Source organism: Paenibacillus sp. P32E (assembly GCF_001909085.1).
GTDB lineage: Bacteria > Bacillota > Bacilli > Paenibacillales > Paenibacillaceae > Paenibacillus_AQ > Paenibacillus_AQ helianthi.
On the sequence record NZ_LVYY01000008.1, the window covers coordinates 90,280 to 103,060 of the forward strand.

Here is a 12,781-nt window from a genome sequence, read left to right on the forward strand (position 1 = left end):
GCGGTCAGCGCGCCTTTGGAGCCGTTGCCGGGTGCAGCACATCCCGTGAAACATCAGACGGGGTCAGGGTATCCGCCGCCTCTCCAGCCGCAGTTGCAGGTACACCTACTGTTGTCTCATGGTTGTGGACATGATGATCTTGTGCGTGATCTTGTGCGTGATCGTGATGTCCGCCATGATGCCCGTGACCGCATTCGTGCCCGTGACCACATCCATGACCTTCTCCCCCATGGGAGCCATGATTATGCCCCTCTTCACAGTGATGGTGGTGATGGTGGTGATGAATGGATGCTTCATCGCGGTATTTGCAATTGTCGCAGTTGGCTGCGGTCCGGCCTGCTATAGTCTCATCAATCCGATCCAGCAGCATAGCGGACAGCAGCGGGTGTGAGCCTAGATAGCTCCCTGCCTCTACTTCAATCTCCGGATGAGCTTCGGCAAAATCGTTCACCGTTTCGCTGAACTGCTTCATCAGCACCCCAGTGAACAATAAATACGGCAGCACGATGATTTTACGTGCGCCAAGTGCCAGGCACCGTTCCAACCCTGCGTTCAGCGAAGGCTTGGCCATGGCAATAAAGCAGGCCTCGACGCTTTTATAGGAAGTTCTTTCCCAGAGCATCCGTGTAAGTTTACAGAGGTCACTGTTCGCATCCGGGTCACTTCCTCCCCGGCCCATGATCAGCACAATGGTGTCTTCATCTGGTACATTGACCTCTTCCTCTGACAGTACAGCCGCCGTCTCCCGCCGTGCAGATGCCTGAATCGGCCGCGACAACGGCATAGCCCCGGCGATGCGGTCCATCAGAATGTCTACCGCTCTCTCCTGCACACCAATCGGTCGGCCATAGATAAATTCCACACCCGGATATATCAGCTTTGCCTGATCCAGAGCCATCGGAATATCCAGCTTGGAATGTCCCGCCGCGAACAAAATAATCGGCACCACATAGACCTTGCCGGCTCCTCCACGCACACATTGATCTATCCCTTCGGAAATGGATGGGGCCGACAACTCGATAAAGCAGGTTTCAATCGTAAGCTCCGGCCTCCGTGCAGCCAGCAAGCTGGTGAAACTCCGCAGCTCCTCATTCCCCTCTTCCACACGGCTGCCATGTCCTACTAACAGCACAGCCGTTCTCCGGCGGGCACTTTCCGGGTTCTGCAGATGCTTGTGTTCAGCATGCAGTATGCTCTTCGAACTTGTGAAGTTCACAGCAATTCCCCGGCCCATCCGTTCAAAAAAAGTATAAAACCGCTCATTCGGATAGCCTTGCGCACAGTATTGTTCCACAACCGCTGTTACAGCGGCTATCGCTTCCTCTTCGTTCATTCCCTCACGGACCCGTGTGCCCGCATGTGCGGCACGTCCGGATTTTTTGCCGCCAAGGTACAGTTCAAAGCTTCCTTTGGAATAGATAAGGCCGATATCCTCCAGCACCGCTGAGTTGCACGCCATCCCGCAGCCAGTTACGCTGATCTGCAGTTCTCTAGGCGTAGACCGGCCGTTCAGCTGTTGAAATAACCGTTCTGCCGCTGCCCGGGCACCTTCTTTTCTCAAGTCACAAAAGCCACAGGTTTTCACCTTCACGTAGTCGCCCGGAGGCGATTCGTTTAGCCCTACCGCTGCGGGCTCATTGACTTCCGGTGGATACCCGCCGTTCAGCACCGCTCCCGCGTTCACTGCATCCGTTTCACGTTCTGCTTGCACTTTCAGTACCGGACCAGCCAAGGTCTGCCCAGTAGTGGAAGCTTCACCGCCTGCCAGTGCCGCCGCCAGCGACCAAGGCTCCGCTGAGGTCCGCAGCCGTTCATGCGGCTTCAATACCTGCGTATCTGCGCCTAGGCTATACTTGCGCCCGTAGCCGCGCGGTGTAACCAGGAGGCCTTCATAGACTATTGTGGCGGAATTCCCAACGATCACCGTCGAGAGCATGCCGATCTCATGATTCAGCATATCCTGAAGCGTAGTGACGATGGTCTGCTGCCGGTCACGGTAGGCACTTTTTACGATCCCGACCGGAGTGGCAGGATCCCGGTAGCGGAGCAGAATCTGGCGGGCCTCTTCAATCTGGCGTGTACGCTTCCCGCTGCGCGGATTGTAAAAGGCAATTACGAAGTCCGCGGCTCCCGCCGCTTCTACACGTGCCGCAATGCTCTCCCAAGGCGTAAGATGGTCACTCAGGCTGATCGTGCAGGAATCGTGCATAATCGGTGCCCCTAGCAGTGAGGAGCAGGATTGAATGGCCGATATCCCTGGAATCACTTCGACCTTTACACCAGTGTCGGGGGTCCAGCCCCGTTCGATCAGCACTTCGTAGACCAGCCCCGCCATTCCATATACACCCGCGTCTCCGCTGGAGATGACCGCAATGGTCTGCCCGGCTTCGGCCCGGCGAACCGCTTCCTGGGCCCGGCTGACCTCCTCGGTCATGCCTGTACCGACAACTTCCTGATGGCGCAGCAGTGGCCGGATCAAGTCCACATAAGTGCTGTAGCCGATCACGGCCTCACTTTCTTCCAGCACCGTTAAAGCGCGGCCCGTAATATGCTCCATAGCACCAGGCCCAAAGCCGATAATCAGCAGCTTTCCTAGCTTGTTCATTCTTGTTCCCCCGTTCGTGTGTAATGCTGTTCAACTGCTTCCTCTATGGCCTGCATCAGCGCATTAACCCGCACCGTAGTTCCTAACCAACTGGCTAGTCTGACACTACCCGCCCATCCTTTCACCCAGCAGACTGCCAAGCAGCGCCTTGAAATCCCCGGCATTCCGGGGAGCCGTGACTCCTTGCGTTACGTGTAGGGGCAGACTGTGCCACAGCTCAGCCAGCAGCGGGAGCTCCAGGCCAATCGCCTGCAGCGTCTCCGGCCCCGCAAAAATATCATCCGGCGTTCCGGCGGCCCGGCAGGAGCCATGATCGAGCACGATGATCCAGTCCGCCCAGCGGTAAGCCAGATTCATATCATGCGTGGCCATAACCACAGTTGTGCCCTTACGGTGTATACTGTCCAGGCCATCTAGAAGCTGTGCCTCGGACAGCGGGTCCAGGTAAGACGTTGGCTCGTCGAGTAAGATCAGCTCCGGTTCCATCGCTATTACGCCTGCAAGCGCTGTGCGCTTTTTCTGGCCCAGGCTGAGCTGATGGATGGGTTTATCCTTTAGAGCAGTAAGGTTCAATTGCTCCAGAACGGCAGCACAACGTGATGCAATTTCCTTCTCATCCATACCGGTGCCCCGCAGCCCGAAGGAGATATCCTCCATTGGCGTGCTCAAGATCAGCTGCTGCTCAGGGTCCTGAAAGACCAGACCGACTCTGCGGCGCAGGGCGGCCAGTTCTTTTTTGGCGTAAGATACAGGCAGTCCCGCCTGCAGCAGCGTACCCTTTTGCGGCCGCAGCAGGCCTACCGCATGGAGAAATAACGTTGATTTACCGGAACCGTTATGTCCAAGCAAGGCTGTTTTACAGCCCTTTGGGACGGCCACGGTCAACCCGCGGAGTGCAGGCTCCATCGTGTCCGGATAATGAAATACAACATCTTCAAAGGCCAAACTGTAATCTATGTTCATGTGGCTCCTCTTCTCCAGGCGGCTTCACTTCATGGATCATCATCTTTCGCATCAAGCCCATAGCAGCCACAGTTGTGCAGCCACCAGGAGCGCGATTCCGGCATAGGCTTCAAAGGCAAACCTTCGCGGCACTGTGCGCTTCACATAGGGCGGTAAAAGAATCTCCCCGGTAAATCCCCGGGTTGCCAGCCCCTGCGACAGCCCATAGTACCGGTGCATGGTGTTTGCGAACAGTGAAGCTGCCATACTTGTAGCCTCCTGCAGCTTCGACCAGAAGCCCCTTTGACCGCCGCGCAGGCGCCTGGCCAGAAGCAGCCCATGGGCTGTGTCATCCAGCAGGAACAGGAAGCGGTACATAATCAGCATCAGTTCCAGCACAATCTGCGGCATCCGCAGCCGGCGGAGCACCTGCAGCAGCTCGCCAAACGGTGTCGTCAGTATAATGAACAGGCAGCAGGCCAGGCAGGCTGACACCCGGGCCAGCAGCAGCACAGCCCGCATTCCCCCTGCCGGGGTCATGTACAGAACCAGGGACATGCCTGGAATCTGCAGATGCCAAGAAGCCTCTCCGGCAGCCGGATGGCCGAACTCCACCAGCAATGCCGGCAGGCTGAGGCCGAAGAACAACAACGCTGTCCCGACAAGAAGGCCATAAGCGCGCGGGGGGATTTTGGCGTAGAGAAGACACCACCGCATCATCCAGAGTGCAATAAGCATCTGAAGCGCCGGATGCAGCACATAAGCGAGTATGAACATAACTGCCGCAAAAAGGCTCTTCCACATCGGGGACTGCTGCCTCAGGGCATTGTTGCAGGATAACGCATCCATTCTTCTAATCATTCAGCTTCTGCCGGTTCTGCTGGTTCTGCCGGTCCTGTCTTCCCCTCAAGAGACCCAGCGTATAGCCGATCACTCCTGCACCAAGGGCTGCCTGCAGCGCGAACAGCATGCTCTCCGTCTCACCCGGCAGCTCAGCCAGCGGTTTGAACCAGGGCTTGTATGTGGGATCAATCTCCGTGATTGCACTCTCGGCCGCGTCATCGGCTCCGCCGAAATCCCCGTTCACGAGCAGAAGCGGCAGGACCACCAGCAGAATCACTGCGAGCAGCATCAACAGGTTTCTCCATTTGTTCTTCACCGTTCGCCGCCTCCCCCGGCTGCACGTTTGAGCAGTGACAGCTCCTGCGGACTGTAAGCCTTCAGCCAGTTCCAGAGCAGCACGGTCAAGAGTCCTTCGCTGACTGCCAGCGGAATCTGGGTCACGGCAAATATACCGCCAAATTTAGCAAAGGAAGCCAGCACGCCGCCATCTGCCGACGGAAAAGCCACCGCAAGCTGAAAGGAAGTGACGACATAAGTCATCAGATCCGCTACCGCAGCCGCACAGAACACCGCCAGCTTTTCCCGGCCATTCAGTTTCATGATCAGCCTATAGGCCGCATAACCGGCAAAAGGTCCGGCCACCGCCATGGAGAAGGCGTTCGCGCCAAGTGTAGTAATTCCGCCGTGCGCCAGCAGCAGTGCCTGGAACAACAGCACAACCGATCCGATCACACTCATCGGCAGCGGCCCCAGCATCACAGCGCCAAGTCCCGTCCCTGTAGGATGGGAGCTGCTTCCGGTTACCGACGGCATTTTGAGGGCGGACAGCACAAATGTGAAGGCACCCGACAGACCCATCAGCAGCTTCAGCTCGGGATTGTCCCGGGTAATTCGGGTAAGCTTACGGACTCCAAGCAAAAAGAATGGCAGAAAGGCCACCCACCAGAACAACGCCCATTCTACCGGTAAAAATCCCTCCATAATGTGCATCGCTTCAGCTGTGCCCGGTTCATTCAGCAACAAATAAACGGCAAATACACAGACCAGCGCTGCAAAGCGCCAAAAACTGCGTTTATCCATTCTTAAACCTCCATCCTTAATTCTGATAAGCATGAGACATGTACATTCTTACCTTTCAAACCAAAAACTCCCGCCCTGAGGGGGTGGGAGTTATATGTACGTGTTCAGATCACAAAGAGAAGGCTGCTCCGCCGCCAAAACAAGCAGCGCACCCCCATCTGATCATCCGTTCGTACACCGCTCCTATCCGCGTAGAGTCGTGTGTGCGCAAACAAGGTAGGTCTCCTGGCTCGGGATCACAGCATGGCTTTCGTCTTCCCCGGAGCTATCACCGAGTGACCTTTTGAAAGCCGGCTCTTCCTTACAGTGGCGGGACCGCTCGGGAGTTGCACCCGATTCCCTGTTATCCCTTGATATACAATCAAAGGCACCTTGTTTCGTCGCTGATTCATCCTGTACATCATAGCGGACATCGCTCATACATGTCTGTGATAAAAGTGCAGCCGCAGGAAGCTTGTAAGAATGCCACTTGAGTAATATAATTATTAACTATAATCCTGAATCGGAGGCCTTTCATGAAACTTGATCTTACTGAAGAATCCCTGCCGGTGTACGAAGCATTATCCAGCTCTGTACGCCTGCATATGCTCCGTCTGCTCGCCGTTCAGCCCATGAATGTCAAGGAATTAGCCGGATCGGTCAAACTCAGCAGTGCGATCATGACTATGCATGTGCGTAAGCTGGAAGCCGCCGGGCTGATCCGCACCCATATGGCTCCCGGACGGAGCGGCCTGCAGAAGATCTGCACGATTGACGTGGACCATGCTGAGATTCTGTTCCCGGGCCAAGACAAAATAGAGCGTAAATGCCACCGGAAAGAGATTCCAGTCGGGCATTATTCCAATTTCCAGATCGAACCAACCTGCGGACTGGCTACCACTGAGCAAATCATCGGCAACTTTGACGATCCGCGTTATTTCTGGGATCTGGAGCGGATGAATGCCGGTATTCTCTGGTTTGGCAAGGGGTATGTCGAATATAAAATCCCCAACTTTCTACTGTCCAGCCAGCAGCCCGAGGAACTGGTTATAACGATGGAGATTGCCTCAGAAGCGCCGTCCATCAATAACAATTGGCCTTCGGACATCACCTTCACCCTGAACGGGCACAAACTTGGCTTTTGGACCAGTCCCGGCGATTACGGAGACAGACAGGGCAAATATACACCCTCCTGGTGGCCTGCACTCACCAATCAATATGGATTGCTCAAGCAGCTGAGGGTTACGCCCAAGGGCACTTTTATGGATGGTCATAAACTGTCTGAGGTTACGCTTGACCAGGTGGGCATTCGCAGCAAACAATGGACGTTCATGCTTTCAGTGGAAGAAGACGCCGAGCATATCGGGGGCCTTACCCTGTTCGGCAAAGGGTTTGGCAATTATAACGAAGACATGCTGGTTGATCTATACTATACAGATATGCCGGATAGCAGTGAGGCGGCTGGATCTGCTTAAGCCTGCTTATACGTGAGTGAACAAAAATAAGAACCCCCGAGTTCCACAGTTTACCAAACTGGTGGAATTCGGGGGTTTTGGGTTCAGTCATATTCATGCAATGCTGTATTCTAGACTGCCTGGCCTGACGACTTCTGTACGCGCCTATTCGTTAACAGGCTGCCATAGACCGCCGCCGGGAAGCGGACAACCGCGCGCTTTCAGCCGGGCCACAACCGGTATGATGCAGCCGCAGGCCGTGCAGGTTACGCCATCCTGCTGTTTGGGGCAGGTCCTGCAGATGGCGACCCGCTCCGTATATACCTGATCTGAAGCGGTGTTGCCTTCATTGAACATCGATGACGCCAGTATACGGGCGATCTGCGCTTCTGTTACTTTATAATCGTCCCGGCAGCCTTTGCAGGCAGAGGTTGTGGCCATAACAGTACTCCTTTTATGCGTTCGGTGTAATTTCCAGTACCGTTACCGACATCGCCGGCAGTTCCACAGTAAGCGTATCTCCTTCCAGCTTGAAGGCAGTGAACGGCTGCGGAGCAACCGCTTCCGGCTCACTGAACGAGTTATGGGCATCGATGGTTGCCCCGGCAAGCGTTGTACCGTTAATCTGCACCGCTTTACCGGCAAGTCCGCGCAGCTCCAGCGGAAGCACCGCTGCGGATGCATGATTCAGGTTGCACAGGCTGACATGAATGACACCTTCAGCTGTTACCGATGCCGAAGCGGATACTTCCGGAATCTCCTTACCGTCATAGCTGTAAGAACCGCTGTCCAGCGTCAGATCAAGCAGTTCGGCGTCCTGATGCACCTTGTACATATTAAATACATGATAAGTCGGAGTCAGCAGCATTTTCTCGCCTTCGGTAAGAATAACGGCCTGCAGCACGTTAATCGTCTGGGCAATATTCGCCATCCGCACACGGTCGCTGTGCTTGTGGAAAATATTCAGTGTCAATCCGGCAACCAGCGCATCGCGGATCGAGTTCTGCTGATACAGGAAGCCCGGGTTCGTGCCCGGCTCCACATCATACCAGGTACCCCATTCATCGACGATCAGGCCGACTCTTTTCTCAGGATCGTATTTGTCCATAATCACGCTGTGGCGGGATACCAATTCTTCCATGTGCAGCGCCTTTTCCAGTGTTGTGAAATATTCCGAAGTTTCAAAGCCGGTAGCCGCACCCTTATGCTCCCAAGTTGCGCCGGGAACGGTATAGTAATGCAGCGTGATGGAGTCCATAAACTTGGCAGCTTCGCGCATCAACACTTCCATCCAGTAATAATCGTCCGAATTCGGCCCGCAAGCAATCCGGTGAATCTTGTTGTCCCCGTAGTTGCGGACGTAGGTCTGGAACTGCCGGTACAGATCAGCATAAAACTCAGGACGCATATTGCCTCCGCAGCCCCAGTTTTCATTGCCTACACCAAAATACTTGACAGCCCACGCTTCCTCGCGGCCATTCTTCGTGCGCAGCTCAGCCATCGGAGATACGCCGTTAAAGGTCAGGTATTCTACCCATTCGGACATTTCCTGTACCGTTCCACTGCCTACATTACCGTTGATATAAGGCTCGCACTCCAGCATAGCGCACAGCTCCATAAACTCATGCGTTCCAAAATGGTTGTTCTCCACCGTACCGCCCCAGTGAGTGTTGATCATCCGTTTGCGGCCTTCGCGTTCCCCAATGCCATCCTTCCAGTGATATTCATCGGCAAAACATCCGCCCGGCCAGCGCAGCACCGGCACCTGGATCTCCTTAAGCGCTTTCACCACATCATTGCGGATACCCTTGGTATTCGGAATCGGTGAATCCTCTCCTACCCAGATCCCCTCATAAATACACCGTCCCAAATGCTCGGAAAAATGTCCATAAATGTTCCGGTTAATCGTTCCCTTGCGGATATCCGTGTTAAGCACTGCACGCTGAGCCATTCCAATGCCGCCTCTCTAAGATTAATGTATTTGTTAATTATTTAATAAGTATATTAAGATTATAATAGCTTTGCTTCACATTCGTCAATAACAAAAAGCGCCTCCCTGCCGCTGGCGGCACAAGAAGCGCTATGTCTACAAATTAACTATTTGGGCAGTGGTTCGTCCTGCTGAATAGATGGAATGGAGTCTTAACCCAGATCCCCCAGCTCGATCTGCACAATGCCCCGTCCATCCTGTACCGTGCCGACTAAATGCATCAGGCTGCCGAACTCCAGCTCCTGAAATTTGCGGGCCGCGTTCTCGCGCTGCAGCTCCCACAGGCATTCTGCAAGTGTACAGACTACCGGCACATCGCAGCGAATTTCGGCCAACTCGCGCGAGAGATGGAGCATATCGAGATCAGCTTCGATTTTGGCGCGCACTCCTTTGGGCAGCAGATGGAGATTCTCGATCACGCCTTCCACGGTACCGTATTCCGTCAGCAACTTCAGTGCTGTCTTCTCCCCGATGCCGCGTACGCCGGGATAATTGTCACTGGTATCGCCCATGAAGCCCTTCAGATCAATCACCTGGGCAGGCGTTAGCCCTCTTTCTTCCAGGAGCTCCGCAGGATCGTACACTTTGTAGTTGGAGCGGCCTTTTTTCATAATCACGACCTTAACGCTGTCACTGACCAGCTGCAGCATATCATGATCTCCTGTCAAAATATAGACCTCGGACTCTCCGCTGTAGCAGGACGCAAGCGTGCCGATGCAATCATCCGCTTCATAGCCCACCAGGCCGATATTCGGCACACCCAGCTCAGCTACCACCTCTTTGACCAGATCGAACTGCGGGATCAGCTCCAGCGGCGCATCAATCCGGTTCGACTTGTAGCCGTCATATTTCTCGGTGCGGAAGGTCCCTTTGCCCATATCCCAGCAGCAGACGACGTGGGAAGGCTCAAACGTGCTAACCGCATCGAAGAAATACTGCAAAAATCCGTACACCGCATTCGTCGGCATTCCAGCCTTAGTCTTGCGGATATATCCTCCATAAGCGGTCGCATAAAAAGCCCGGAACAGCAGAGCCATTCCGTCGACGATCATTACCCGGCCCTTCGTTTCTGAACTCATGTGTAACCTCTCCTTGTATCTTCTTATTTTCGGTTGTAGAAGGAATCAGGCCTTGTTCCATGCAGCAGCGTACTGCTCTTCCTTGTAGCCCACGGTAACGTTAGTGCCGTCAGTGACAATCGGACGTTTGATCAGCATGCCATTGCTGGACAGCAGTTCCAGCTGCTCCGCTTCGCCGAGACTGGGCAGCTTATCCTTCAGTCCAAGATTCTTATACACTTCTCCGCTTGTATTAAAAAACTTCTTCAGTTCCAGCCCGCTGCCCGCCACCAGCACGCGCAGTTCAGCCACAGTGGGCGGCTGCTCGGCTATATGCTGCAGCTCCAGTTCATGGCCGGCTTCCCTAAGCCATTTTACGGCACTGCGGCAGGTGCTGCATTTAGGATATTGATAGACTTTTAAGTGACTCATCAGCTGCTCCTTCGGTGTACATTGAAAATTTCAAACCTTTTCCCGTATAGCTCGCTTGAGGTGAAATCAAAGGCACTTTTACCTCTCATTTCCCCACAGAGCCGTTGGCTACTCCCCGGCCGCATCCCGCTGCAGCCTCTCCTGCAGCAGCGCCAGATCGGGTGGCAGCGGTGCTTCAAAAACCAGCTCCGTGCGCAGCACAGGATGCTGGAAGGACAGTCGAACCGCGTGCAACGCCTGGCGCAGAATGGAGGCGTCCAGCTCCATTATACGTTTCAATTGCGCGCGCTCTGCACCATCCAGCTCCACTACACGCTCCAGTTGCGCTTGCTCCTCCGCAATCTGCGCCTGAGGCACCCCGGCGGGCACTCCCGCCTTGGCGTATAGCGGGTGACGGTACATGCCGTCACCGATCAGCGGGCAGCCGATGGAGCCCATATGCACCCGGATCTGGTGGGTGCGGCCGCTCTCCAGCTTCAGCTCGACCTTGGCCGCGCCGGGGTACACCTCCTTGACCTCGTAGCGGGTCAAGGAGGGATAACCCTCCGGCGTTACGATCCGCCGGTGCGGCTCCGCCGGATCGCGGTCGATCGGGCCGTCGATATCGCCGCTTGGCGCAGCAGGAACACCATGCACCCAGGCGTTGTAGCGCTTGTCCACCGTTCCGGCAATCATCTGCTCGGAAATATGCTGGTGGCTGTATGGATTCTTGGCAATGACTAGCACACCCGACGTCTCCTGATCCAGCCGGTGAACGGGACGAAATCGGAATTGCTCGCTCTTTTGCGCCCAATAATAGACGACTCCATTCGCAAGCGTATCGGTATAATGCCCGTGGGTAGGATGCACAATGATTCCCGCCGCCTTGTTGACGATCAGCAGATGCTCATCCTCATACAGGATCTCAAAAGGAATCGGCTGCGGCAAAATATCCTCCGAAGTCTCCTGTTCCATGCGGATCTCCACAGTATCGCCAGCGGCTACCTTCACGCTGATATAGACCCGTTCCCCGTTCAGCATAATGCCCTGGTCCGTCATTTTGAGCCGGGACAGCAGCTTGCGGGAGACATCCATCCGATTCTGCAGAATGGTCTTAAGCAGCCAGCCGTCCTCAGACGGCGGCACTTGATATGAAATGGGTGAATAATAGCTCGTTGTCATGTTAATTGCGGAACACCTTTTTGCTGCGCACATACTCTACGTCTGCAATCCCGAGCCGTGTATTGGCCGTGCGGGCCAGCGCAAAAAAGTAATCCGACAGCCGGTTCAGATAGATCACTGCCTCCGGGTTGATATCCGCACTCCGTCCCAAGGTAACTGCGCGGCGCTCCGCGCGGCGGCATACCGTACGGCAGACATGCAGCACAGATGACAACTGGCTTCCTCCCGGCAGGATGAAGCGCTCCAGCACCGGATTTTCTGCCTGCAGTGCATCAATCCAGCCTTCAAGACGCTCAGCCATCTCACTTTTCACCTTATATTTGTTCTCACTAAGCTTCACAAAAGCCAAATCCGAGCCGCAGTCGAACAGCTCATGCTGAATCTCCAGCAGCTGCTCCCGCACATCTGTGAACTTCTCGTCCTCCATCAGACTGCGCGCCTGGCCGACAAAGCTGTTCAGCTCGTCAATCGTTCCGTAGGCCTCAACGCGTACATCGTCCTTGCCTACGCGGCCGCCAATGACTGATGTTTCCCCTTTGTCCCCCGTACGTGTATAGATCGCCATTCTTTGTCCCTCCTGCCTCTAAAGTCACATATTCTTAGTTTAAACGCTCCTATGTAGATAAGGCAAACAAAGTTCGGCATTTCTGACATGTAAATAACTCCCTGAACCAGGGTTATCCATTGAATGTTCTGCTACACTTACGGTTTTCTAAGCTTGCATCATGATCCTCATCCTCTTTCCTGTACAGCACAGTCAGTAGCGTGTGCACATTCGTATGAAATCATTGTATGCCTAAAGCCTGACCCCGACATCGGAATGACGCCCGCTCCTGCCCTCCGTCTACGGACGTAGAAGAATATCACCGTCTGTGCCAGTCTATCCTCAACAAAAAAGGGACCCGGAGGTCCCCAGTCAAAGAACATTCGCAGCTTCAGCGTCTGCGGAAATGTCCTCTCATGTATTCATTAATTTTCAGGTCCAGCAGGCTGCTGATTTCGATCACATTAGCCGAAGTGAACGAATTCTCCTGTGCAAAAAGCTGTTCCATTCTGCTGCGGAGAATACGGATTTCATCTTCCAAAGAGAGTCTGTGTGCGTTAACATCACCCTTGGGGGGCCTTTTCCCGCTTCCGGTCAAACATTCCCCGCCATAGGAAGGCAAGTAATAATCGGCGCTGAGCACAATCATCCCTCCTAAATGTATGATTCAGAAAAGAAAATCCATGTAAGTAC

Annotated in this window: 13 protein-coding genes and 1 riboswitch; of the genes, 1 reads left to right on the forward strand and 12 read right to left on the reverse strand. The window is 54.5% G+C overall.

All coding sequences use genetic code 11. The annotated features are described in order from the left end of the window. Positions 1–4 precede the first annotated feature (4 nt). The 5 genes from cobJ to A3848_RS09195 all read right to left on the reverse strand — a co-directional run bounded on the left by cobJ (position 5) and on the right by A3848_RS09195 (position 5,470). Positions 5–2,605: a precorrin-3B C(17)-methyltransferase gene (gene cobJ / locus A3848_RS31270; RefSeq protein WP_083612025.1), complete on the reverse strand. Its 2,601-nt coding sequence runs from the start codon at positions 2,603–2,605 to the stop codon at positions 5–7. A gap of 105 nt (positions 2,606–2,710) precedes the next feature. Further along, the gene (locus tag A3848_RS09180) at positions 2,711–3,568 is read right to left on the reverse strand and encodes an energy-coupling factor ABC transporter ATP-binding protein (RefSeq protein WP_074084651.1); all 858 of its coding nucleotides are present in this window, start codon (positions 3,566–3,568) and stop codon (positions 2,711–2,713) included. A gap of 51 nt (positions 3,569–3,619) precedes the next feature. Next, positions 3,620–4,408 carry a cobalt ECF transporter T component CbiQ gene (cbiQ, locus tag A3848_RS09185; protein ID WP_074084652.1) on the reverse strand — a complete coding sequence of 263 codons (789 nt, stop codon included), beginning with the start codon at positions 4,406–4,408 and terminating at the stop codon, positions 3,620–3,622. Next, entirely contained in the window at positions 4,401–4,706 is a 306-nt protein-coding gene (locus tag A3848_RS09190) for an energy-coupling factor ABC transporter substrate-binding protein (RefSeq protein ID WP_074084653.1), read from the reverse strand. The genes cbiQ and A3848_RS09190 overlap by 8 nt, the downstream gene beginning before the upstream one ends. Beyond that, entirely contained in the window at positions 4,703–5,470 is a 768-nt protein-coding gene (locus tag A3848_RS09195; protein WP_074084654.1) for an energy-coupling factor ABC transporter permease, read from the reverse strand. Before A3848_RS09195 ends, A3848_RS09190 begins: the two co-directional genes overlap by 4 nt. 198 nt (positions 5,471–5,668) lie before the next feature. Beyond that, a riboswitch (cobalamin riboswitch) is annotated at positions 5,669–5,860 on the reverse strand. Positions 5,861–5,985: 125 nt separating this feature from the next. Between A3848_RS09195 and A3848_RS09200 the strand changes: the two genes are divergently transcribed. Then, positions 5,986–6,924 (forward strand): ArsR/SmtB family transcription factor, encoded by a 939-nt coding sequence (locus A3848_RS09200; protein ID WP_074084655.1) that lies wholly within the window; start codon positions 5,986–5,988, stop codon positions 6,922–6,924. Between the two features lie 144 nt (positions 6,925–7,068). Here A3848_RS09200 and A3848_RS09205 read toward each other — a convergent pair whose 3' ends face one another. The 7 genes from A3848_RS09205 to A3848_RS09235 form a co-directional block, all read right to left on the reverse strand. Beyond that, a complete protein-coding gene (locus A3848_RS09205; RefSeq protein ID WP_074084656.1) occupies positions 7,069–7,344 on the reverse strand; it encodes a DUF6171 family protein in 276 nt (91 codons plus the stop codon). A 13-nt stretch (positions 7,345–7,357) separates the two neighbouring features. Further along, entirely contained in the window at positions 7,358–8,854 is a 1,497-nt protein-coding gene (locus tag A3848_RS09210; protein ID WP_074084657.1) for an alpha-N-arabinofuranosidase, read from the reverse strand. Positions 8,855–9,045: 191 nt separating this feature from the next. After that, positions 9,046–9,972 carry a 5'-3' exonuclease gene (locus tag A3848_RS09215; RefSeq protein ID WP_074084658.1) on the reverse strand — a complete coding sequence of 309 codons (927 nt, stop codon included), beginning with the start codon at positions 9,970–9,972 and terminating at the stop codon, positions 9,046–9,048. 45 nt (positions 9,973–10,017) lie between these two features. Continuing rightward, the gene (locus A3848_RS09220) at positions 10,018–10,383 is read right to left on the reverse strand and encodes an arsenate reductase family protein (protein WP_074084659.1); all 366 of its coding nucleotides are present in this window, start codon (positions 10,381–10,383) and stop codon (positions 10,018–10,020) included. Positions 10,384–10,491: 108 nt separating this feature from the next. Next, positions 10,492–11,544, reverse strand: coding sequence for an RluA family pseudouridine synthase (locus tag A3848_RS09225; protein WP_074084660.1), 1,053 nt, complete (start codon positions 11,542–11,544; stop codon positions 10,492–10,494). A 1-nt stretch (position 11,545) separates the two neighbouring features. Beyond that, positions 11,546–12,109 carry a cob(I)yrinic acid a,c-diamide adenosyltransferase gene (locus A3848_RS09230; RefSeq protein WP_074084661.1) on the reverse strand — a complete coding sequence of 188 codons (564 nt, stop codon included), beginning with the start codon at positions 12,107–12,109 and terminating at the stop codon, positions 11,546–11,548. 370 nt (positions 12,110–12,479) lie between these two features. Continuing rightward, on the reverse strand, positions 12,480–12,737 hold the full coding sequence (locus tag A3848_RS09235) for an aspartyl-phosphate phosphatase Spo0E family protein (RefSeq protein WP_083606739.1): 258 nt from the start codon (positions 12,735–12,737) through the stop codon (positions 12,480–12,482). Between the last annotated feature and the right edge of the window lie 44 nt (positions 12,738–12,781).